Raw genomic sequence first — 21,118 nt, forward strand, 5'->3', positions numbered from 1 at the left:
GTTGTTTTGACTTCGTAATGATGCAACACTCCGCGCGGAAACAGCGGAGGGCACGGCGACATGGCTATTCTCGTTCACGGAACTGCGAGTGCGATCAACCTGGGTTCGGACTATTCCTACGCCGCGAGTGCGAGCCACGGCCCGGTCGCCATCAAGAACCAGCTCGTAAGCCTGCGCATCGACAACAAACCGGTGCTGTTCAAGACGCGCACGCTACCTTCGATCAGCGAAGGCGATCGTGTCGCTGTCGTCGGCACGGACAAGAACGGGACGCTCGAAGCCGTGGCGCTCCGCAACCTGACGACCGGGGCGGGCTATTACATGCCGACTGTGATGCCGATGGTGCTCGCGGCGGTGCTCGTCGTCATCGGCCTGCCGCTCATCCCGTTTCTGGGTATCGGCCTGCTGTTCGTGGGTTTTGGCGGCTGGATTCTCTACAAGGGCTATTCGGCGCACACCGCGATCAACCAGCTCAAAGCTTTCCAGCCTTGATCCGAGAGCGCTCAGCGCAGGCGTTCGGTCGCCTGCGCCAATGCCACGTAGAGCTTGCCGAGGTCTGACGACAGCAGCGTCATCGAAAGTGCGTTGCCGTCGCGGTCCGCGTTGAAGCGGCGGAGCATCGCCTCGAAATCGTGGATGTAGCGGCGCACGCCGTCGCGGAACTCGGCGTCCTCGCTGTAGCGGCGCGTGACTTCCTTGGCATCGCGGTTCGTGAGGAGCTGCACGGCGCGGCGCGAGAAGACGCCGCGTTCGCCCGCGAGATACTGCTTCCACGCCGTCTCGGTGACCTCCGCCGAAAGACCCTTGGCGATGTCGATCGAGGCGCTGTTGAGCGCTTCGACGAGCAGTTCGGACTGGCGGCCGATGTCTTTCCGGAGCGCGGCATCGAGATGTGCGTCCGCTTCGTTGACGCGCGTTTCGATCGCGGCGGCGGTTTCGGCGACCGACACGAGCTGGCGCGACAGGCGCTCGGCGGCGGCCTGCGCAGCGTCGGCACTACGCGCGCCTGCGGTTTCCAGCGCCTTGATCTGCGTTTCCACGGGCTCGATCGCGCTTTGGCGCACAGCTTCGCGCGACGCCTTCGAAAGCGCCTCGCGCGCTTCCTCGACAACGGCTTCGAGCGCGCTCTTCACCGTACCCGCCGTCTGCGCCGCAACCTCGCGCACGCGCCCGAGCGCGTCGATCAGCTGCGTCGTCGCGCTGAGCGCCGTGCTTTCCGCCGAGCGTTCGACGCCCGAGAGGATGCCCTGCGCCGCCTCGATCTCGCCGCGCACCTTGGCCACCACGGCTTCGAGGCTTTCGCGCTGATCTTCGAGCCCGTCGAGCAGTTCGTCGATCGCTTTCCGCCCCGCGGCAATCGGCGAGTTGATCGCCGCAGCACGTTCGGAGACGCGGTCGATGTCCTGGGACAGGTTCGTGACCGAGCCGCGCAGCGCGTCGATGGCACCAAGGCCCTTTTCAGCGCCTGCCGGCACGCCCTCGGCAAGCGAGACGAGCGCCTGATCCGTCGCCGCACGTACCGATGCGAGCGCGTCGCCGATCTCTTTCGCCGCGCCGCGCGTGGTGCCGAGCGGCGTCGAAAGCGAATCGATTTCGCCGCGCACCTGCGCGATCCGCGCGGAAAGGCTGGCGAGGACGCTTTCGCTCGAATTGGCGGCGTTGCCGAGCTTGGCATCCAGCACGCTGAAACCGCGCTCGACGGTATCGAGGAAGCCGCGGCTGCCCGCGTCCTGCTCGCTGATGCGTCTGCTGAGCTCGGAAACATGCTCGGCGATGGCGGTGATCCTGCCTGCGATGGTCTCGATGGCGCGGCCGCCGATGTCTTCAAGGTCGAGCGAAGTGCGCGAGATCGCGGCGGCAAGCGCTGCCGTCTGTGCCTCGACACCGGCACGCGTGGCTTCCAGCGCCTCGCCGGTCTTGGCGAGCGCCGCGTCGCCGCTCGCTTCGAGCGCAGTCGCATAGGTGCCGAGACGGCTCTCCGCATCGCCGGCGGAGGTGGCAATGGCGGAAATCACGCTGGTGAGGCTTGCGGTCGCGGCCTTGGCCTGCGCGCCCGCTTCCTCGCTGCGCGTCCACACCGCGGCGAGCAGGTCTTCGGTTTCCTGAAGCTGCGTGCGTGCATCCGTTGCGCTCGTGGCGAGCAGCCCGGCGATGCGGTTCACCTGCGCTTCCGCTTCGGGGAGGGCGCTTGCCAGCGAATCGAAGCTGGCGCGTGCCTTGTCGCTGCTCTCGGCGAGCGCCGCAGAGCTGGCATCGATCGCGGCGCGGTCTTCGGCGAGCGTTCCGGCGAGCGTGCGTGTGCGGTGCACGGCGGCGTCCGTGGCGGTAACGAAGCCCTCGACCTCCTCGGCGAACACCTTGCGCAACCCTTCGACGCGCATGGTCACGGCCGCCAGTACGGAATCGATGCTTTCAAGCTGCGTGCGCGTTTCGCGTGCGGTGAGTGCGAAGCGCTCCTCGGCGGCTTCGATTCGCGCCAGCATCTCGCGTTGCTGCCCCGGCCACACGCGCGCGGCGACGAGCGCGATCAGCCAGATCGCCGAAAGCGGCGCGGCAACACCGCCCGCGACACCCGCCCATTCGGTCAGCGTCAGCGCACCGACGCCCGCCGAACCGGCGATCAGCCAGACGACGGCAGCGGCAAGCGCCAGCCACGCGAGCGAGGCGAGGGCGGCGAACAGCAGCACGCGGCTGGAAAACGTCGGCACGGCATCGTCCACGGCCTCGTCATCCATCTGGCGCAGACGCCTCATCGGCGCCGACGTATCCGGCTCAGCGTCGGACACGGGGCTCTGCTGCCACGTGTAGTCCGGCGGAAGCTTTTCCGGAAACGACCGCCGACCGACTGGACTCATGGTGCACGACCCCCGCGAAACCTGTTGTATGAAAACCCCTCGCGCACCTGTCTATCACCGCCCGTGCGGACAGGACAGCCCGGCAATCTGCATTTGTCGACAGTTTGTTAACACTCGTCGCCGAACATGGCCGCATGAACCCCGAATCCGCCCCCGCTTTCCTGCCGCACCGCCTGCTCGAAATCACGGGCGGGGACACGGCATTGTTCGACGACCTGATGTCGGAATTCCGCGAGAATTTGCCCGCCTATGCCGCCGAACTGCGCGCTGCGAAGGATCGCACGGGCTGGAAAGCCGCCGCGCATCGCTTGAAAGGTGCGGCGCAGGCCATCGGCGCGGAGGCCATCGGTGCGATCGCACTGCTTGCCGAACTGTCGGCGCCGGGCGATAGCGCGCTCCTTGCGCGCCTCGACGCTGAGATCATGCGCTTCTCAAGCTTCTAAAGCATCGTGCGGAAAAGTGGGAACCGGTTTTCCGCCAGCAACGATGCGTCAACAAAGAGATAGCGCGCGCGTCCTGCGTCTGATTTCACGCTGGGCGCTCTAGCAGCGCGGCTTCGCGCGCGCGGCGCGCGCGTTCGATCAGAATTGCCGAAAGGCTGAGGCCAAGGATTTCCCAAAGCCAGTACCAGAGCGGGCTTCCGGCAAGGCAGGCGATGAAGATCGCAAGCGTTCGCCCGCTCGCACCAAGGATCGTGGCAGCCAGGAGAATAGGGCGCAACCTCTCCACGTAGCGCGCACGCAGCGCCGGGTTCGCGCCAAGCGCGGTATCAAGCGCCTGCGCACCCGGCATCAACTTCGCCTGAAGCGCATTGTAGCCGATTTCGAGGAAACCGCCGACGGCTGCACGCGGCACAAAGCCGGGCTGGCCTGCGCTTCGCCGGATGAACACCTCGCGCTGCAGTTCGTACCATGCAGCCTGCACGACGTGCGCGGCACCCGCCGCAACCGCAAACGGCAGGCTGACGCCTATGCCAACCTCGTGTGCCGCCGCGAAGGCAAGACTGAGATAAACGAGGATGAAAACGCTGTAGTCGCAGAAGCCGTCGAGGAAGCGCCCGAACTCGCTGGTCCGCCCCGTGGCGCGCGCAGTCATGCCGTCGAGCCCGTCGAAGACGTGCCACGCCAGCATCGCGGCGAAGCCGGCAAGCGCCATCGCTGGGGTCTCGTAGTGAAAATAGGCCCATGCGGCGACGAGACCGAAGCCGATCCCGGCGATCGAAATGGCGTTCGGCGGGATACGAAGCTTCACCGCTATTGGCAGCAATGCACGCGAGACCGGGTGAACGACCGCGATGTTCAGCGGTTCCTCTATGGCCCGGGGGCGTCCGCCGTCTGCTGTGTCGACTGTGGAATGCATCGTATGCGATGTGCGCCGCTCTGGGGAGAGTTGGCAAGTCCGCTTGCTTGCCCTTATGGTCCGCCATCCATTCAGACCCGGAGACGTCGATGGCGCTTGTGGCGCTGCTCTATGCCCATCATTTCAGCGCCGGGGCGGACGAACCGCTGGCCGCGCTCGGCATCACGGGAATCGCCTCGGTCGACCGGCAGATTCGCCAGTGCCGACGTGCGGGTGCCGAGCGCGTCGTTGTCATGGTCGAGCGTGTGACGCCCCGCCTCGCCGCCGCACTCGATCGCGCGCGCCGCGCATCGCCCGGTATCGAGGTCGTCCACGGCGGAGACGGCGTTCGCGCCGCGATCCGCGAGGAAGATAGCGTGCTCTCGCTCGACGAGGGGCTCGTCGCTGATGAACGCGCCATCGTCGCCGTCGCAGGTGCCACCGGTGATGTCGTGCTCGGTGTCTGGATGGAGGCGGATGAGCGCCCGATCACGGCGGAGCGGATCGCCTCTGACCGGTTCTTCGCCGGGCTTGCACGCTTTCCTGGACGTCTCGTTCGCAGCGTTGCGGGCCGTCTCGGCGATTGGGATATGCAGGCAACGCTGGTGCGCTCGGCGCTGGGGGAGGGGCCGCACACGCCCGTCGAGGTCGCGCGCATCCCCGCCTATTGCCCGTCGCGGCGGCGAGAGGTCCCGCTGCAATGGCGCCGCGTTGTTGATGCAGCGTCCGCTGAGGCAGCGACCACTGAAGCGCTGGCGTCCGCGCAGAAGGGCATCCTCGATTGGCCCGCGCGTTTCATCCACCCGCCGGTCGAGAATCTGCTCACCCGTCTGCTGCTGCCGACACCGCTCACGCCCAATATGATCTCGGTGGGCGTGTTCCTGCTCGGGCTCGCCGCGATGGCGGCATTCGCGCTCGGCCATCTCTGGATCGGCCTTGTCCTCGCGCTCGTCATCGGGCCCCTCGACGGCGTGGACGGCAAACTTGCGCGGACCCGTGTCGAATTCTCGAAGTGGGGCGATCTGGAACATGTCGCGGACAAGGTCGTTGAGTACGGCTGGTTCGCGGCGCTCGCTTATTATTTCAATTCGGTCGGACACGGCGGCGCATGGCCGCTTGCTGCGATCTGCGTGGGTTTCGCGCTTGCCGAAGCCGTACAGGGCGAGTTTTTCCGGCGCTTCAGCGGCAAGCAGATCGACGACGCCGGCGAGTTCGAACGCCGCTTCCGGCTGGTCGCGGGCCGCCGCAACACATTCTTCTGGAGCCTTTTGCCGTTTGCGGCGTTCGGCGCCTGGTATTTGGGCTTTGCGATGATCGCGGCGTACAGCGCGCTCACCTTCTTCGTCATGCAGGCACGCTTCTTCGTTCGGCTTCAGGAATATGGCAGCGAAAACAGCGATCGGATCGCCGCGAACTTTGCAAAGACGGCCTACACATTCTTGCCCGATTCAGCTGGCAACGCTAAGTGATCGTCGTCAACCGCGCAGTAGACGCGTCTCAGGATCTTTCCCATGCATGAAGTAAGAGTAGCGGTCGTTGGTATCGGCAATTGTGCAAGTTCGCTTGTTCAGGGTGTCGCGCACTATCAGAACGGTGGTGCCAACGAGCAGATCGGCCTGCTGCACTGGGATCTCGGTGGTTATCGCCCCAAGGATATTCGTTTCGTTGCCGGTTGGGATGTCGATCGCCGCAAGGTCGGCCTTGATATCGCCGAGGCGATCTTCGCGAAGCCGAACTGCACGGCAGTGTTCTGCGATCATGTGCCGGAAACCAGCGTCCGCGTCCGCATGGGTTGCGTGCTTGATGGCGTCGGCGAGCATATGGCCGACTATCCCGACGACCGCACTTTCCTCGTGGCGGACGAAGCGGAGCCCGACAAGGACGAGGTCGTGCGCGTGCTTCGCGAAACGCGCGCCGACGTGCTGATGAATTACCTCCCCGTCGGTAGCCAGAAGGCGACCGAATTCTATGCCGAGTGCGCGCTCGAGGCCGGCGTTGCGTTCGTCAACAACATCCCGGTGTTCATCGCCAGCGACCCCGTTTGGGCGAAGCGCTTCAAGGATGCGGGCCTCCCCATCATCGGGGACGACATCAAGGCACAGCTCGGCGCCACGATCGTCCACCGCGTGCTCACCGACCTCTTCAAGAAGCGCGGTGTGAAGCTCGATCGCACGTACCAGCTCAACACCGGCGGCAACACCGACTTCCTCAACATGCTGAACCGCTCGCGTCTCGCTTCCAAGAAGGAGTCGAAGACCGAGGCCGTGCAGTCGGTCGCCGAGCGGCGCATGGATGACGAGAACATCCACGTCGGCCCGTCCGATTATGTGGCATGGCAGAACGACAACAAGGTTTGCTTCCTGCGCATGGAAGGGCAGCTTTTCGGCGGCGTTCCGATGAACCTTGAACTGCGCCTTTCGGTGGAGGACAGCCCCAACTCGGCGGGCGTCGCCATCGATATGATCCGCTGCGCGAAGCTCGCGCTCGATCGGGGCCTCTCCGGGCCGATCGATGCCGCCGCCAGCTATTTCTGCAAACACCCGCCGCGCCAGACGAGCGACGACCTTGCCTTCGCCGCGCTGGAAGCGTTCATCGCCGGCGGCGGCAAGCTACACTAGGACACCGCCATGCAGGCCATCGTGCTTGCCGCCGGTTTCGGTAGCCGGCTCCGCAGTCACGCGCCATCAAAGCCGCTTGCCCTCGTCGCGGGACGGCCGCTGCTGCTCCACACGGTTTCGCGTCTCGCCGAAGCTGGCGTCGATGACGTCACGGTCGTGCTCGGGCACCGCGCCGAAGAGGTCGCGGCGGCGCTTGCGGAATGGAACCTGCCGCTCGCCGTGCGCACGGTCACCGTTGCCGATCCGGCACTGCCGAACGGCGTATCCGTGTTGGCGGCTGCGCCTTTCATTGCGTCGCGTGCCTTGCTCGTGATGGCCGACCATCTCGTCGACTCCACGCTCTACCGCGGCGTGGTCGAGGCGTCCGCCGAGGACGGCGCGCTGCTGCTCGGCGTCGATCGCCGCGTCGGCCACGCTTGGATCGACGAGGATGACGTCACGCGCGTCCGCACCGAAGGCGATGCCATTGTCGCCATCGGCAAGCATCTTGAACCCTTCAACGGCTACGACACCGGCGTCTTCTCCGTTGGGAAATCGCTGTTCGATGCGCTCTCCGGGCTTTCCGCGCCCAGCCTGTCGCAGGGCGTTGCCACGCTCGCCGCGTCGGGGCTTGCGTGCGCGGTCGAAACCGGGGATGGCGCTTGGCTCGACGTGGACGACGCGCGGGCGCTGGAGATCGCGGAGCGCTGGCTTGGCGCGAAAGGGGAGAGTGCTGCATGAAGTCTCTTGTTGCGGCCGCCGCCGTCCTGCTGTCGGCGATGCCTGCCACGGCGGGTCCATGGCTCGAAGCGGGTGACCGTCAGGTCCGCGCCGACGTCGAGCTTCTGAAAGCCGCAGGCCTCATCCGCGGCCCTGTCAACGCGTGGCCGCTGCCGTGGGCCCAGGTCGCCGAGGGGCTGGAGAGCGCCAACGGCCAGGCGCTGCCGCCGCATCTCGGCGCTGCCGTGCGCCGCCTGACGATCCTCTCCGAGCGCGACGGCCAGAAGAGCCGCTACGAGGTCCGCGCCCGCGCCGCCAATCGGCCTTCGGTGGTACGCGATTTTGGCGACACCGCCCGCGAGGATGGTGACGTCACCGTCCGCGCCGAGCACGAGATCGGCAAGCTCTACGTGTCCTATGGCGTCGGCTGGCGCGACGGCCAGCAGGGCCGTGATTTCCACTTCGAGCCCGCGACACTCGCGCTTCCCATCGGCAACTGGGCGCTTTACGGCGGCTATGTCGACACGTGGTGGGGGCCGGGCCACGACAGCGCGCTGCTCTTCTCCACCAACGCGCGTCCCATCCCGCGCGTCGGCATCAAGCGGCTGGTGCCCGAGCCGATCGATTTTCCGGTGCTCCGCTGGTTCGGCCCGTGGCGGCTCGACATTTTCGCGGGCATCGCGACCGAAAAGCGCGAGGACTACAACAACCCGGCGATCGCGGGAATGCGCCTGTCCTTCGAGCCCGTCCCCGGCCTCGAAGTCGGCCTCAATCGCGGCCTCCAGCTTTGCGGCAGCGGGCGCCCCTGCGGCCTCGGCACCATTTTCGACGCCGTCGTCGGCATCGGCGACGCTGACAACACGGGCACGCTCAACGAACCCGGCAACCAGATCGCCGGCTTCGACATCAGCTACACGCGCATGATCGGCAACGTGGCCGTGCAGGCGTATACCGAGTGGGAAGCCGAGGACGAGGACAACCTCCTGATCGAGCAGTTCTCGCGCATGGCGGGTTTCACGCTCTCCGGCCCTATCGGCGACAACGGCGCAAGCTGGACACTGCTCGGCGAATGGTCCGATACGCTTGCGGTAAAGCTCGGCGGCGGCAAGACCTATCCGGGCAGCATGTATAACAATTTCATATATTTCGACGGCTTCACCTACCGCGACCACGCGCTTGGCCACAGCCTTGATGGCGATAGCGAACTCTGGACCGCTGGCCTTTCCGTCACGGACGCGAAGAACCGCCGTTTCTACGGTACCTATCGCCGCGTCGACATCAACAAGACGAGCAACCTCCGGAACAACAACCTCTCGCTCAATCGCGAGACATACAATGCCTTCGAAGTCGGCACCGAACTCCCAACCGCCTTCGGCGATATCAGCCTCGAGGCCCGCTACGACACCGACGCGCCGAACACGCCCGGCGTCAGCGATGCGAAGACCGCGATTGAAATCGGCTGGCGCACACGTTTCTAGGTTAATCCAATTTTAGGTGCATCCCTCTAGGTTCGGCATCCGAGAAAAGATACGGGTTCGCACCAAAGAGGGGTTGTCTTGCCGCTGGATCGGCCAATCGACGTTCAGGCGCTGCTGGGTCTCGCCGCCGGCCGTTCCGGCGCGGCGCGGGCGCAGATTGCGAACGCCGTCACCGATCTGTTCCTGCCCGCGGCACAGCGGCTTACCGATCAGCAGCGCGCGTTGATGACGGATGTGCTCGGGCGCCTGCTCGGCACGGTTGAAATGGAGGTGCGCCGGCACCTCGTCGAAGCGCTCAGCCGCTCGCCCGCATCGCAGCCCGACCTTGAAGCCCGGCTCGCGAGCGACAGCATCGAGGTGGCGCGGCCGATCCTCGAACGCAGCAGCGTGGTTCGCAATCCCGCACTCATGGATATCGTCATCCAGTGCGCCGAAGAGCACCGCATGGCGATCGCTCTGCGCGAAACCGTTTCGCCGCCGCTCACCGAGGCGCTGGCCGAACGCGGCTTCAAGGGCAGCGAGGACGACGTTCTCGAAGGCCTGATCCGTACCGAAGATCCCGTGCTCTCGCGCCGCGCGATGGAGCTTCTGGTCGCCGAGAGCAAGCGCAACGGCCAGTTCCAGCAGCCGCTCCTGACGCAGAACGATCTCTCCGCCGATCTCGCACACGAGGTTTACTGGTGGGTCGCGGCCGCGCTCCGCCGCCATATCCTCAAGAATTTCGTCATCGATCAGGCCGTGCTCGATCCGATGCTCGAACGCGCGGCAAAGCGCGCGATGGTGGAATACGACGACACGCAGTCCGTGCAGTCCCGCGCGCTCCAACTCGCACGGCGCCTCAATGAACTTGGCGAACTCACGGATGGCTTCCTGCTTCGCACGCTGCGCCAGGGGCGGCTCAGCCTGTTTACCGCGGCGTTTGCCGCGCGCGCGAAGATCGCGTTCAACACCGTGTGGCGGATCGTCACCGATCCGGCGAGCGAGAGCTTCATCGTGCTGGCGAAGGCGGTTGACGTCAGCCGCGACGCCACGGCGTCACTCGTGATCGTGCTTGGCGAACTGGGCAATGCCGCCAGTGCGCGTCCGCCCTCGGCGGTTGCGGAAATTCTCAGGCTCCACGACGATCTCGATGTCGCCGCCGCGCGCCGTGTGCTGCAGTATTGGCAGCTCGATGCCGGGCTTCGGCAGGCGATCGATGATCTGAACGGGGACGCCGCGTAGCGGCCATGTTCGAGCCGCGCGACATCCGTCCCGGTCATGCGAGCGCGCTCGATGCGCTCGCGGCGGCAGACCCCGCGCTCGCCGGTGCCGTCGTGTTCGAATGCTCATCCACCGGTGTGCTCCTTGAAGCCAACGCGGCCTATGCCGAGCTTGAGCGCGCTGTGATGCTTGCACCTGGCGAACTTGCGGCGCGGCTGGTCGCTGCACTGGCTCCTGCAGGAGAATCGGTTTCAGCAAGCTTCACTCTTGAGCTTTTGGGCGATCCACGTCATTTTCACGTTCGTTTCGTGCCCGTGTCGACACTGGCCCGCAACGAGTTGAAATTCGTGGGAATCATGCGGGAATCGTCCACTACGGTTGAACAGCGCGAGCGCGATACCCTTGCCGGCTGGCAGGGCGATGAGCTCGTGCGCGTCAATTCGGACTGGTATTGGGAGACGGACAGCCGCGGCGCGCTCACCTCGATTTCTCGCGCGCTCGAGCTTCTGGTCGGGCAGCCGGCGGGTGCGCTCCTCGGCAGGCCTCTCATAGCCATCGGCACACTTCTGCGCGGCGAGAACGGTGAAGTGCCGTATGAAGCGGCACAGGCGCGCGGTTCCAGCTTCCGCGATCAGCTGATGTCGGTCACCACGCAGGGCGGCGCCACCCGGCTCTATCGTCTCGCCGGGGTCGCCGTGCCCACGAAGGACGGCGGCTGCGGTTATCGCGGCGTCGCAGCAGTGGTGCCGGACAGCGCACGGCTGATCGAACGGATGCGCTCCGAACTCGGCCGCACCGCCAAGGCCAATTTCCTCTCGTCGATGAGCCACGAGCTGCGTACGCCGCTCAACGCCATCATCGGTTTCGCCGAGGCGATGAACCATGAGGTTCATGGCCCGCTGAAGGCGCAGTACGTCGAATATGCGGGGGATATTGCCAACGCCGGGCGCCACCTACTCGGCCTCATTCAGGATTTGCTCGACATCTCCAGCCTCGATTCGGGCGAGATCGACCTCGAAACCGAGGATTTCGACCTTGCCGCGCTCGTCGAGCAGGCGCGCGCGATGGTCCAGATGAAGGCGTCGGCGCGGAACATCGACATCAAGGCGGTTGCGCTCGACGCACCGCTGCGCGCGCGCGGTGATCGCCGCCGCACGCTGCAGATTCTCGTCAACCTGCTCACCAACGCCGTGAAGTTCACGCCCGAAGGCGGTTTCGTCGGCGCGGAACCGGCGACGACGCTCGCCGGCTACGTCGCCGTCACGGTCTGGGACTCCGGCCCCGGCATCGATCCCGAAGATCACGCCCGCGTGTTCGAAAAGTTCGAGCAGCTCCCCAAACCACCCTATGTGGCGAGCGGCGAGGGCACCGGCCTCGGCCTCCACATCTCGCGCCGTCTTGCCGAACTGATGAATGGCGGCCTCACGCTCGAAAGCCACAAGGGCATGGGTGCGCGCTTCACGCTCACGCTGCCCGTGGCGGACTGACGCGCCGCACGCATGGGCCTCATCGATACGGCCTTCGTTTCGGCAAATCTCTGGCTGCTTGGCCTTGTTCTCTTCGCCGCCATGTCCGCGTTCGCATGGCTCGGCGTCTCGCTTCGCAAGCGTGCTCGCGGCGAGCGCGACGGGGAAGGGGACCGCGAGGGCTACCTGCTCTCGGCGGCGCTCGCGTTGCTCGGGCTCCTTATCGCCTTCACCTTTTCGCTGGCGCTCAATCGCTACGATACGCGCCGCGTGATGGTGGTGACCGAAGCCAATGCGATCGGCACCGCGTGGCTGCGCGCCGGACTTGCCGGGGATGAAACTGGGCCGGGCCTTCAGGCGGCGATCGCGCGCTATACCGACGTGCGCCTGAAGCTGCCGAACGAGAGCGGAGATGCAGAGGCCACGGAGGCCGAAACGGGCAGGGCGCAGACCCGGCTTTGGGCGGAAATGCGTACCGCGATCCGCGATACGCCGCCGCCGATCGCGGGCACGATCATTACCGCCACCAATGAGATGTTCGACGCAGCGAGTGCCCGGAAAGCGGAACGCGCGGCACGGATTCCGGGCCGCGTGATCGAAGTGCTGATTCTCTATGCGCTCATGTCGGCGGGCATTGTCGGTTACGTCCTCGGCGGCTCCGGGAGGCGCCACCGCGTCGTCACCACGATCCTGTTCGCACTCCTCACGCTCGCACTGCTGCTGATCCTCGATCTCGACAGGCCGTGGAGCGGTGGCATCACCGTTTCCCAACAACCGATGCTGGACGCCCGCGCCGCGATGCGGTGAGAGCGCAAACGAAAACGGGCGCCCGAAGGCGCCCGTTCGTTTGCGTCGTGGAACCCACCGCTCAGCGGTTGGTGATCTCCACGTAGTCGCGCTGCGTGGCGCCCGTGTAGAGCTGGCGCGGGCGGCCGATCTTCTGCGCGGGGTCTTCGATCATCTCATTCCACTGCGCGACCCAGCCCACGGTGCGGGCGAGCGCGAACAGCACGGTGAACATCGAGGTCGGGAAGCCGATCGCCGAGAGGATGACGCCCGAGTAGAAGTCCACGTTCGGGTAGAGCTTCTTCTCGATGAAATACTCGTCGTTGAGCGCGATGTGCTCCAGCTCGCGGGCGACGTCGAACACCGGATCGGTAACGCCGAGCTTGGCGAGCACCTCGTTCGCGGTCTTCTGCATCACCGTCGCGCGCGGATCGTAGTTCTTGTACACGCGGTGGCCGAAGCCCATCAGGCGGAAGGGGTCGTCCTTGTCCTTGGCGCGCTTGATGTATTCCGGAATCTTGTCGGGCGTGCCAATTTCGCGCAGCATTTCGAGCGCGGCCTCGTTGGCGCCGCCGTGCGCCGGGCCCCACAGGCAGGCGATGCCCGCCGCGATGCAAGCGAACGGATTGGCGCCCGAGGAGCCGGCGAGACGCACCGTGGAGGTCGAGGCGTTCTGCTCGTGGTCGGCATGGAGGATGAAGATCTTGTCCATCGCCTTCTCGATCACCGGATCGACCTCATAGGCTTCCGCCGGCACGCCGAAGGTCATGCGCAGGAAGTTGCCTGTGTAGGAGAGGCTGTTGTCCGGGTAGAGGAACGGCTGACCCACAGAATATTTGTACGCCATCGCTGCGATCGTTGGCATCTTGGCGATCAGGCGGTGGCTGGCGATGCGGCGCTGCACCGGATCGTCGATGTCGGTCGAGTCGTGGTAAAAGGCCGAAAGCGCGCCGACGACGCCGCACATGATCGCCATCGGGTGCGCATCGCGCCGGAAGCCGCGATAGAACATCGCGAGCTGTTCGTGGATCATCGTGTGGCGCGTGATCGTGCGCACGAACTCGTCGTACTCGTTCGGGTTCGGCAGCTCGCCGCGCATCAGTAGGTAAGCGACCTCCATGAAGCTCGATTTCTCGGCGAGCTGGTCGATCGGATAGCCGCGGTGCAGCAGCACACCTTCGTCGCCGTCGATGTAAGTGATCTTCGATTCGCACGAGGCGGTGGAGGTAAAGCCGGGATCATAGGTGAAGGCGCCGGTGTTGCCGTAGAGCTTGCGAATGTCGACGACATCCGGCCCGACCGAGCCCGAAAGCACCGGGTAGTCGCTGGCCTTGCCGCCCAGATCCAGCTTCGCAGTCGTGTTGCTCATGGCTCGCTCACCCTTCCGTTTCGTTGGCGGTCTAGGCCGTCTTCCCAACCTGATCGTCTATCCTGCCGAGGCTTTCTTCGCGCCCCATCACTTCCAGAACCTCAAATATACCCGGCGACGTTGTGGTTCCCGTTAACGCCGCGCGCAGGGGCTGAGCGAGCTTGCCGAGCCCGATATCCTCGCGCACGGCATAGTCCCGCACGGCGTCCTCGATGGCTGCGGTCGTCCATTCGCCGACGCTGGCGATAACCTCCCGCAGTGCAGCAAGGCGCCCTCTGCCGGCGCTGTCTAGCAACCCTTCGGCCTTTTCGTCGAGTGTTATTGGGCGCTGCCGAAACAGAAATGCGCTGGAGGCGGCCAACTCGTTCAAATCTTTCGCTCTTGGCTTCAGATGCGGCATTGTGCGGAGCAGCAAGTCTTGCTCTTCCACGGACAGGTCGCGGGCCAGCGTGGCCGCGATCCGGCCTTCGATCAGCCCCACCAGGCGGGCATCGTCGGCGATGCGCAGGTAGTGGCCATTGACGTTCTCGAGCTTCTTGAAGTCGAGTCGTGCCGGATTGCGCCCGATGCCTTCGAGTGTGAAAACGGCCGCGGCTTCCTCGCGCGTGAAGAACTCCTGGTCGCCGTGGCCCCAGCCGAGCCGCAGCAGGTAGTTTTCCAGCGCCTCGGGGAGGAAACCCATGTCGCGGTAAGCGTCGACGCCGAGCGCGCCGTGCCGCTTGGAAAGTTTAGCGCCGTCCGCGCCATGGATCAGCGGCACGTGCGCATAGCTCGGCTCCGCCCAGCCGAGCGCGCGGATCAATGCGAGCTGGCGGAAGGCGTTGTTCAAATGGTCGTCGCCGCGGATCACGTGCGTGATGCCCATGTCGTGGTCGTCGACCACCACGGCGAGCATGTACGTCGGCGTCCCGTCCGAACGCAGCAGCACGAAATCGTCGAGTTCGGCGTTCTTCACCGTCACTGCGCCCTGCACGGCGTCTTGAAGCGTGACCTCACCCTCCTGCGGCGCTTTCAAGCGGATCACGTAGGGCGCACCTACGGGCGCCTCGGCGGGATCGCGGTCGCGCCAGCGCCCATCGTACCGCATCGGGCGCTTCTCGGCGCGCGCTGTCTCGCGCATCTGCTCCAGCTCTTCGGGCGTCGCGAAGCACTTGTAGGCGCCGCCCGTCTCCAGCAGTCCGCGCGCGACCTCCGCGTGCCGCGCCTCGCGTTCGGACTGGTAGACGATCTCGCCGTCCCAATCGAGGTTCAGCCACGACAGCCCGTCGATGATCGCGTCGATCGCTTCCTTCGTGGAGCGCGCTTTGTCGGTGTCTTCGATGCGCAGCTTGAAGGTGCCGCCGGTCGCTTTCGCATACAGCAGGTTGAACAGCGCGGTGCGTGCGCCGCCGATGTGGAGGAAGCCGGTCGGGCTCGGTGCGAAGCGGGTGACGACCGGGGTTTTGGCGCTTGCGCCCATGGAAATCCTGTCCGAAACTGAAAGAAGTCGGGGGGCTCTAACATAACGCTGCCAGCCGTTCAAACCGGGCCGCTCGAGGCCGGAGCACTGCCCCTTGCGCATTGCACGCGCCTGCACGAAGCCGCAGAAATCTGGCTTGCGGAGGAGCGTCACCAGCTCGTGCTGTTCGTACCTGTCGCGCTCGGGCTCGGCATCGCGGCATGGTTCGCGCTGCCGACACCGCGTGAATGGGTCGCGGCCATGCTGCTCGGCGGCGCGCTTGCCGCGTTCGGCCTGCTGGCAAACGGGCTTCCGCGCATCGCGCTTGCCGCAGTCGGCCTGCTTTTTGCGCTGGGTGTCGGCACGGCATGGCTGCGTGCCGAGCAGGTACGCGCGCCGGTGATCGAGCGGTCATGGCGTGCACTCACGATCGAGGCGACGGTCGACGCCGTCGAACCGCGCCCAGCCGAGAGCCGCACGCGCCTGCGTCTTTCGAACATCTCCGGCCTGCCGCCGGGCCTCATCGCGCGTGTCGGTATCCGAGGTAATGCACCGGAGGGCGTCGTACCCGGCACGCGGGTCGCGCTGCGCGCATCGCTGTCGCCGCCGCTGGGGCCGAATATTCCCGGCGGCTACCATTTCGCGCGCCGCGCGTGGTTCGATGGCATCGGCGCGGTCGGCTACGCACTCTCTGACGTCACGGTCGTTGCGCCAGCACCTTCGCGTCCCGGTTTCATCCGACGCTTCGAGGCGTTCCGCAGCGCGCTCACGAAGCGCCTGCAGGACGGCGTCGGCGGCAGGGAAGGCGGGCTTGCGGCCGCGCTCGTCACCGGCGATCGTGGCGGTATACCCGATGACGTTACCGAGGCGATGCGCGACAGCGGCCTCGCGCACCTCATCTCGATCTCGGGCCTGCACATCGCTGTCGTGGTGGGCGGCGTGCTGTGGGGCACGCGCCGCCTGCTCGCGCAGAGCGAACGCCTCGCGCTCGGCACAGACATCAAGCTGATCGCCGCGCTCGCCGCCGCCGCCGCAGGCATCGGTTACACGCTGATCGCGGGCGCGGAGGTGCCGACTGTGCGCTCGTGCATTGCCGTGCTCATCGTGCTCGTCGGGCTCGCGCTGGGGCGGGAAGCGATCTCGCTGCGCCTCGTCGCCGCGGGCGCGTTCTTCATCCTGCTCGTACGCCCCGATTTCCTGCTCGGCCCAAGCTTCCAGCTCAGCTTTGCCGCCGTCACCGCGATCGTCGCGCTTTATGAATCGCCGCTCGCGCGACGCTTCAATGCGGGAAAGGAGGCGGGCCGCACAGCACGCATGTGGCACGGCATTCTCGCGCTCCTTGCCACCGGTATCGCCGCCGAGTTCGCGCTCGCGCCCATCGCCTTCTTCCATTTCAATCAAATGGGGCTCTATGGCGTCGCCGCGAACCTCGTGGCGATTCCCTACACCAGCTTCGTGATCCTGCCGCTGCTCGGCCTGTCGGTGTTTCTCGGCGCGGTCGGGCTCGCCGCGCCCATAGATTGGCTGCTCGGCCATGCGCTCCACCTCCTCATCCGCATCGCGGAGATCACAGGGGCAATGCCCGGCGCCGTCTCCCGGCTCCCCGCCGCGCCAGACTGGGCATTCGCCGTGTTGATGCTCGGCGGCGTCTGGTTCTGCCTCTGGCAGACGCGCCGTCGGTGGCTCGCGCTGTTACCGCTTGCGATCGGCACTGTGGGCATGGCGACGGCGCAGCCGCCCGACCTCATCGTCGACGGGGAGGGCAAGCACCTCGCCGTGATACGGGATGGAAAGGTCGCGCTCCTGCGCACACGCGCCGGAGATTACGTGCGCTCGATGTGGGCGGACGCGGCGGGAGAAGCCGCGAGCAGCAATCTCGAAACACTGCCGGACGCGCGCTGCACGACCGATGCCTGCACCGCCCGTGTCATGGCGGGCGACCGTGCATGGACGCTGCTCGCCACGCGTTCCGGCCTTCTCATCGATCGCGCCGCATTCGAACCCGCCTGTGCCGCCGCCGACATCGTCGTCAGCGACCGCCGCCTGCCATATTGGTGTGCGCCGCGCTGGCTGAAGCTCGACCGCGCAAAGCTCGCAGAAACCGGCGCGCTGTCGATCTGGCTCGAAGGGCCGCGTATCCGCAGTGTCGCCGCGGAGGACGGTGCGCATCCCTGGGCGCGGCACAGCCTGGCGCCGGAAAGCAGGAGCATGTTGCGCCACGTGCCAATATAGGATACCCCCCTATGGTATGGCACATCTTCAGGAAACCGAACGCAAGGATCGCCTTGTTGCCCGTATCCGCCGCATCGCCGGTCAGGTCGCTGCAATCGAGCGGGCGATCACCAGCGAAGCGCCGTGCAGCGAAACGCTGCATCTCGCCGCCGCCGTACGCGGCGCCGTGGCTGGGCTCATGGATGAACTCGTTGAGGATCACCTGCGCGCGCACGTCGCCGCGCCGGGGCTGAGCGATGCCGAACGCACGGCGGGGGCGGACGAACTCGCCACAGTGCTCAAACGGCACATGCGCTGAGCAGGAGGCGGAATTGAACGGTTTTCACGGTGCGGCCGATGGCAGCCATTCCCATGATTTTCTGGGCGCGGGCCATGACGCGAACGCGCGGCGAACGCGCTGGGTGGTGCTGCTGACGGCACTGATGATGGTCGGCGAGATCATCGCCGGCTATGCGACGGGTTCGATGGCGCTGCTCGCGGACGGGTTCCACATGGCGACGCACGCAGGCGCGCTCGGCATCGCCGCCGTTGCCTATGCGTACGCGCGACGCAATGTCGGTAATCCCCGCTATTCGTTCGGCACCGGCAAGGTCGGCGACCTCGCGGGCTTCGCCTCGGCACTGGTGCTGGGGGTGATCGCGCTCGGCATCGCAGTCGAGTCTGCGCTCCGGCTCGCCAGCCCGGTCACGGTCGCGTTCGGGGATGCGACACTCGTTGCCGTCATCGGTCTTGCCGTCAACCTCGTCAGTGCGGCGCTGCTGTCGGGTGGCCACCATCATGGACACGGGCATGGCCATGACCATGACCATGACCATCATCATGATCATCACGGCCATCACCACGACGATAACAATCTGCGCGCCGCCTATCTGCACGTGCTTGCCGATGCGCTGACGTCGGTGCTTGCAATCGCTGCGCTGCTTGCGGGCCGATACGGCGGCTGGGTCTGGCTCGATCCGGCCATGGGCATCGTGGGCGCCATCGTCATCGCGCGCTGGTCATGGTCGTTGATGCGCGACACCTCAGCGGTGCTGCTCGATGCCGCCGATCCGCATCTCGTCGCGGAAATCCGCGAATGCGTGGAAACGGGGGATGCCCGCATCCGCGATCTTCACGTCTGGCAGGTCGGCCCCGGTGTTCACGCCGCGATCGTTTCCGTAACTGGCATCCCGGCCGAAACCGCCCGCGAGCGCCTGCACCCGGTGCACGAACTCGCGCACCTCACGGTCGAGGCGCGGTAAACCTCAGTTGTATCGGCGCAGCAGCCCTACGAGTTTGCCCTGCACGCGTACGCGGTTCGGCGCATAGCGCTGCGCGGTGTAGGCGCTGTTCGCGGGGTCGAGGCGGATTTCGCCCTTGTCGCGGCGGAGGTACTTGAGCGTCGCCTCGTCTTCATCGACCAGCGCCACGACGATCTCGCCGTCGCGTGCCGTGTCGCATTTCTGGACGAGCGCATAATCGCCGTCGAGGATGCCCGCCTCGATCATGGAGTCGCCGGAAACCTCCAGCGCGAAATGATCGCCCGCACCGCCGAGGAGCGCGGCGGGCACGGAAAGCGTACGATCGCTTTGCAGCGCTTCGATCGGCATACCCGCGGCGATTTTTCCATGCAGCGGAAGCTCGATGACGTCATCGTTCGCCGCCGCGATGATCGGCGTCTGCCGGGCAGGGGCCTTCGCCGTCGTGCCGGTTTCGGGGAGGCGCAGCACTTCGAGTGCGCGTGCGCGGTTCGCCAGGCGTCGGATGAACTGCCGCTCCTCGAGCGCGTTCACCAGCCGGTGCACGCCGGACTTCGACTTGAGGTCGAGCGCTTCCTTCATTTCCTCGAATGAGGGTGAGACACCGCCGGCCTGCAGCCGATCGTTGATGAACATCAGCAGTTCGTGTTGCTTGCGTGTCAGCATGTCCGGTCCGCCCTTCCGTGTTTCGCGACTCGTTCCACAAGATGTTCCGCTTTTCGTGAACGAATGGAGAACATTTAGGGGGTGACGAAAATCCTGTCAAGCGCGAGCACGGGAACATCAGCCCCTGCTGCCGTTGCGGGAGCGCCCACGGGGCGGATGATGAGCGCGTTCGCACCGGCGAGCACGCCCAGCATGGAGGAATCCTGCGCATCGAACGCGCGCACGCCGTCCGCCGTCAGCCGCGCGCGCAGGTGATCGCGGCGGTTGCCGTTCGCGGGCAGGGGGGCGAGCAGCCGCGCCGTAATCGTCGGGTCGGTGTTCGTGCGTCCCGCCATGCGCGCGAGCATCGGCAGCGCGAACAGCACGGCGCAGACGAGGGCGGAGACCGGGTTTCCCGGCAGCCCGAGCACGCGCGCACGCCCAAGCGACCCGGCGATCAGCGGCTTGCCCGGCTTGATCGCGACTTTCCAGAAATCGAGCGCCGCGCCAGCGTCTTGCAGAGCCGCCTGCACCAGATCGTGGTCGCCGACCGAGGCGCCGCCAATGGTGACGACGAGGTCGGCATCGCTTGCGGCCTTCAGCCCCTTGCCGATGGCGTCAAGATTGTCGGGGAAGATGCCGAGGTCGCAGGCTTCCGCGCCCGCGGCGCGAAACAACGCCGCAAGCATCACGCCGTTCGAGCTGACGATCTGGTCCGCTTGCGGTGTCTCGCCGGGCGGCACCAACTCGTCTCCTGTGGCGATGACCGCGACGCGCGGGCGCCGTACCGCAAGGCTGCCGTGCCCGGATGCGGCGGCAAGACCGAGATGCTGCGGGCTAAGCCGCGTTCCCGCCGCGATCAGCCGTTCGCCCGCGCTGAAATCCTTGCCCGCCTTGCGGACGTGCGCGCCCGTGTGTGGCGGGCCTTCGCCCGTCAGTGTCAGCAGATCGCCTTCGCGGCACACCTCTTCCTGCACGATCACCGTGTCGGCGCCTTCGGGCAAGGGCGCGCCCGTGAAGATCCGGGCTGTTTCGCCCGCGCGAACCTTTCCGGCAAAGCCACGGCCTGCCGCGCTTTCACCGACGACACGCCAAGGTCCCGGCATATCGGCCCAGCGGACTGCGTAGCCGTCCATCGCGGAGGCCGGGAAGGGCGGCTGCGTCAACCGCGCGGCGAGGTCTCCGGCAAGCGTCAGGCTCGCAGCCTCGGCGAGCGGAAGGTCTACGGGAGGAACCGGCCCGCAGGCCGCGAGCAGCCGCGCTAGCGCTTCCTCGTAGCTCAGCATCCGCTGGGGGCGATCCAGTCGCCAGACTTGCCGCCGGTCTTCTTCAGCAGGCGCACGCCCGAGATGACCATCGCCTTGTCCACGGCTTTCACCATGTCGTAGATCGTCAGCAGCGCAACGGAAGCCGCTGTCATCGCTTCCATTTCAACGCCCGTGCCCCACGTCGTCGAGGCTGTCGCCTCCACGCGCACACCGTCGTCCTCCAGCCCAAAATCCACAGCGACGCTGGTGAGCGGCAGCGGGTGGCAGAGCGGAATGAGGTCGGCGGTCTTTTTCGCGGCCGTTATGCCCGCGATGCGCGCCACGGCGAGCACGTCGCCCTTCGCCGCGCTGGCGTCGCGGACGGCCGTGAGCGCCTCGGCGGACATGGTGATGCGGCCTTCGGCGATCGCTGTGCGCGCCGTCACCGCCTTGCCCGAGATATCGACCATGCGGGCCTTGCCGGCCTCGTCGAGGTGAGTGAGCGCCAT

Annotated in this window: 19 protein-coding genes; 12 read left to right on the forward strand and 7 right to left on the reverse strand. The window is 66.3% G+C overall.

Annotated features, from left to right (window positions below; genetic code table 11):
* The first annotated feature begins 60 nt into the window (after positions 1-60).
* Positions 61-492: a hypothetical protein gene (locus ACFQ00_RS17205; protein WP_381493718.1), complete on the forward strand. Its 432-nt coding sequence runs from the start codon at positions 61-63 to the stop codon at positions 490-492.
* Positions 493-503: 11 nt separating this feature from the next.
* Here the strand turns inward: ACFQ00_RS17205 and ACFQ00_RS17210 are convergent, their stop codons facing one another.
* Positions 504-2,855 carry a hypothetical protein gene (locus ACFQ00_RS17210; protein WP_381493720.1) on the reverse strand — a complete coding sequence of 784 codons (2,352 nt, stop codon included), beginning with the start codon at positions 2,853-2,855 and terminating at the stop codon, positions 504-506.
* Between the two features lie 134 nt (positions 2,856-2,989).
* Here ACFQ00_RS17210 and ACFQ00_RS17215 point away from each other — a divergent pair, with 134 nt between their 5' ends.
* Positions 2,990-3,298, forward strand: a complete 309-nt coding sequence (locus ACFQ00_RS17215; protein ID WP_374592802.1) for an Hpt domain-containing protein — start codon at positions 2,990-2,992, stop codon at positions 3,296-3,298.
* An 85-nt stretch (positions 3,299-3,383) separates the two neighbouring features.
* Here ACFQ00_RS17215 and ACFQ00_RS17220 read toward each other — a convergent pair whose 3' ends face one another.
* On the reverse strand, positions 3,384-4,214 hold the full coding sequence (locus ACFQ00_RS17220; protein ID WP_381493726.1) for a CDP-alcohol phosphatidyltransferase family protein: 831 nt from the start codon (positions 4,212-4,214) through the stop codon (positions 3,384-3,386).
* An 89-nt stretch (positions 4,215-4,303) separates the two neighbouring features.
* Between ACFQ00_RS17220 and ACFQ00_RS17225 the strand changes: the two genes are divergently transcribed.
* From ACFQ00_RS17225 to ACFQ00_RS17255, 7 genes are all read left to right on the forward strand, one after another.
* Positions 4,304-5,662 carry a CDP-alcohol phosphatidyltransferase family protein gene (locus ACFQ00_RS17225; RefSeq protein WP_381493729.1) on the forward strand — a complete coding sequence of 453 codons (1,359 nt, stop codon included), beginning with the start codon at positions 4,304-4,306 and terminating at the stop codon, positions 5,660-5,662.
* 42 nt (positions 5,663-5,704) lie between these two features.
* Positions 5,705-6,811: an inositol-3-phosphate synthase gene (locus ACFQ00_RS17230; RefSeq protein WP_381493731.1), complete on the forward strand. Its 1,107-nt coding sequence runs from the start codon at positions 5,705-5,707 to the stop codon at positions 6,809-6,811.
* Between the two features lie 9 nt (positions 6,812-6,820).
* Entirely contained in the window at positions 6,821-7,531 is a 711-nt protein-coding gene (locus ACFQ00_RS17235) for a phosphocholine cytidylyltransferase family protein (RefSeq protein WP_381493734.1), read from the forward strand.
* Positions 7,528-8,988 (forward strand): capsule assembly Wzi family protein, encoded by a 1,461-nt coding sequence (locus ACFQ00_RS17240; RefSeq protein WP_381493737.1) that lies wholly within the window; start codon positions 7,528-7,530, stop codon positions 8,986-8,988. Before ACFQ00_RS17235 ends, ACFQ00_RS17240 begins: the two co-directional genes overlap by 4 nt.
* A 78-nt stretch (positions 8,989-9,066) precedes the next feature.
* Positions 9,067-10,209, forward strand: coding sequence for a DUF2336 domain-containing protein (locus ACFQ00_RS17245; RefSeq protein WP_381493741.1), 1,143 nt, complete (start codon positions 9,067-9,069; stop codon positions 10,207-10,209).
* A gap of 5 nt (positions 10,210-10,214) precedes the next feature.
* On the forward strand, positions 10,215-11,675 hold the full coding sequence (locus tag ACFQ00_RS17250) for a sensor histidine kinase (protein ID WP_381493745.1): 1,461 nt from the start codon (positions 10,215-10,217) through the stop codon (positions 11,673-11,675).
* Between the two features lie 12 nt (positions 11,676-11,687).
* Complete coding sequence (locus ACFQ00_RS17255) at positions 11,688-12,461, forward strand: bestrophin-like domain (RefSeq protein ID WP_381493749.1); 774 nt, start codon at positions 11,688-11,690, stop codon at positions 12,459-12,461.
* Between the two features lie 61 nt (positions 12,462-12,522).
* On the opposite strand, the gene ACFQ00_RS17260 is transcribed toward ACFQ00_RS17255, so the two are convergent.
* Together ACFQ00_RS17260 and gltX are read right to left on the reverse strand one after the other, a co-directional pair.
* Positions 12,523-13,809, reverse strand: a complete 1,287-nt coding sequence (locus tag ACFQ00_RS17260) for a citrate synthase (protein WP_381493752.1) — start codon at positions 13,807-13,809, stop codon at positions 12,523-12,525.
* 31 nt (positions 13,810-13,840) lie between these two features.
* Complete coding sequence (gene gltX, locus ACFQ00_RS17265) at positions 13,841-15,274, reverse strand: glutamate--tRNA ligase (protein WP_381495251.1); 1,434 nt, start codon at positions 15,272-15,274, stop codon at positions 13,841-13,843.
* Positions 15,275-15,427: 153 nt separating this feature from the next.
* Between gltX and ACFQ00_RS17270 the strand changes: the two genes are divergently transcribed.
* From ACFQ00_RS17270 to dmeF, 3 genes are read left to right on the forward strand one after another with little or no spacing between them, the layout of a single operon-like run.
* The gene (locus ACFQ00_RS17270) at positions 15,428-17,479 is read left to right on the forward strand and encodes a ComEC/Rec2 family competence protein (protein WP_381493755.1); all 2,052 of its coding nucleotides are present in this window, start codon (positions 15,428-15,430) and stop codon (positions 17,477-17,479) included.
* 16 nt (positions 17,480-17,495) lie between these two features.
* Positions 17,496-17,777 (forward strand): metal/formaldehyde-sensitive transcriptional repressor, encoded by a 282-nt coding sequence (locus tag ACFQ00_RS17275; protein ID WP_381493758.1) that lies wholly within the window; start codon positions 17,496-17,498, stop codon positions 17,775-17,777.
* 13 nt (positions 17,778-17,790) lie between these two features.
* On the forward strand, positions 17,791-18,720 hold the full coding sequence (gene dmeF / locus ACFQ00_RS17280; RefSeq protein WP_381493761.1) for a CDF family Co(II)/Ni(II) efflux transporter DmeF: 930 nt from the start codon (positions 17,791-17,793) through the stop codon (positions 18,718-18,720).
* Between the two features lie 3 nt (positions 18,721-18,723).
* Here dmeF and lexA read toward each other — a convergent pair whose 3' ends face one another.
* The 3 genes from lexA to moaC all read right to left on the reverse strand — a co-directional run bounded on the left by lexA (position 18,724) and on the right by moaC (position 21,118).
* Positions 18,724-19,383, reverse strand: coding sequence for a transcriptional repressor LexA (lexA, locus tag ACFQ00_RS17285; protein WP_374592824.1), 660 nt, complete (start codon positions 19,381-19,383; stop codon positions 18,724-18,726).
* A gap of 74 nt (positions 19,384-19,457) precedes the next feature.
* Positions 19,458-20,648, reverse strand: a complete 1,191-nt coding sequence (locus ACFQ00_RS17290; protein ID WP_381493765.1) for a molybdopterin molybdotransferase MoeA — start codon at positions 20,646-20,648, stop codon at positions 19,458-19,460.
* Positions 20,642-21,118: a cyclic pyranopterin monophosphate synthase MoaC gene (gene moaC, locus ACFQ00_RS17295; RefSeq protein ID WP_381493768.1), complete on the reverse strand. Its 477-nt coding sequence runs from the start codon at positions 21,116-21,118 to the stop codon at positions 20,642-20,644. The genes ACFQ00_RS17290 and moaC overlap by 7 nt, the downstream gene beginning before the upstream one ends.

This window comes from Sphingosinicella xenopeptidilytica (assembly GCF_042676985.1).
Classification (GTDB): Bacteria; Pseudomonadota; Alphaproteobacteria; order Sphingomonadales; family Sphingomonadaceae; genus Sphingosinicella; species Sphingosinicella xenopeptidilytica.

Coding starts and splice junctions, on each gene's coding strand:
- ACFQ00_RS17205 (WP_381493718.1), top strand. CDS start 61: ATGGCTATTCTCGTTCACGGAACTGCGAGTGCGATCAACCTGGGTTCG.
- ACFQ00_RS17210 (WP_381493720.1), bottom strand. CDS start 2,855: ATGAGTCCAGTCGGTCGGCGGTCGTTTCCGGAAAAGCTTCCGCCGGAC.
- ACFQ00_RS17215 (WP_374592802.1), top strand. CDS start 2,990: ATGAACCCCGAATCCGCCCCCGCTTTCCTGCCGCACCGCCTGCTCGAA.
- ACFQ00_RS17220 (WP_381493726.1), bottom strand. CDS start 4,214: ATGCATTCCACAGTCGACACAGCAGACGGCGGACGCCCCCGGGCCATA.
- ACFQ00_RS17225 (WP_381493729.1), top strand. CDS start 4,304: ATGGCGCTTGTGGCGCTGCTCTATGCCCATCATTTCAGCGCCGGGGCG.
- ACFQ00_RS17230 (WP_381493731.1), top strand. CDS start 5,705: ATGCATGAAGTAAGAGTAGCGGTCGTTGGTATCGGCAATTGTGCAAGT.
- ACFQ00_RS17235 (WP_381493734.1), top strand. CDS start 6,821: ATGCAGGCCATCGTGCTTGCCGCCGGTTTCGGTAGCCGGCTCCGCAGT.
- ACFQ00_RS17240 (WP_381493737.1), top strand. CDS start 7,528: ATGAAGTCTCTTGTTGCGGCCGCCGCCGTCCTGCTGTCGGCGATGCCT.
- ACFQ00_RS17250 (WP_381493745.1), top strand. CDS start 10,215: ATGTTCGAGCCGCGCGACATCCGTCCCGGTCATGCGAGCGCGCTCGAT.
- ACFQ00_RS17255 (WP_381493749.1), top strand. CDS start 11,688: ATGGGCCTCATCGATACGGCCTTCGTTTCGGCAAATCTCTGGCTGCTT.
- ACFQ00_RS17260 (WP_381493752.1), bottom strand. CDS start 13,809: ATGAGCAACACGACTGCGAAGCTGGATCTGGGCGGCAAGGCCAGCGAC.
- ACFQ00_RS17275 (WP_381493758.1), top strand. CDS start 17,496: ATGGCACATCTTCAGGAAACCGAACGCAAGGATCGCCTTGTTGCCCGT.
- lexA (WP_374592824.1), bottom strand. CDS start 19,383: ATGCTGACACGCAAGCAACACGAACTGCTGATGTTCATCAACGATCGG.
- ACFQ00_RS17290 (WP_381493765.1), bottom strand. CDS start 20,648: ATGCTGAGCTACGAGGAAGCGCTAGCGCGGCTGCTCGCGGCCTGCGGG.
- moaC (WP_381493768.1), bottom strand. CDS start 21,118: ATGGCGCTCACTCACCTCGACGAGGCCGGCAAGGCCCGCATGGTCGAT.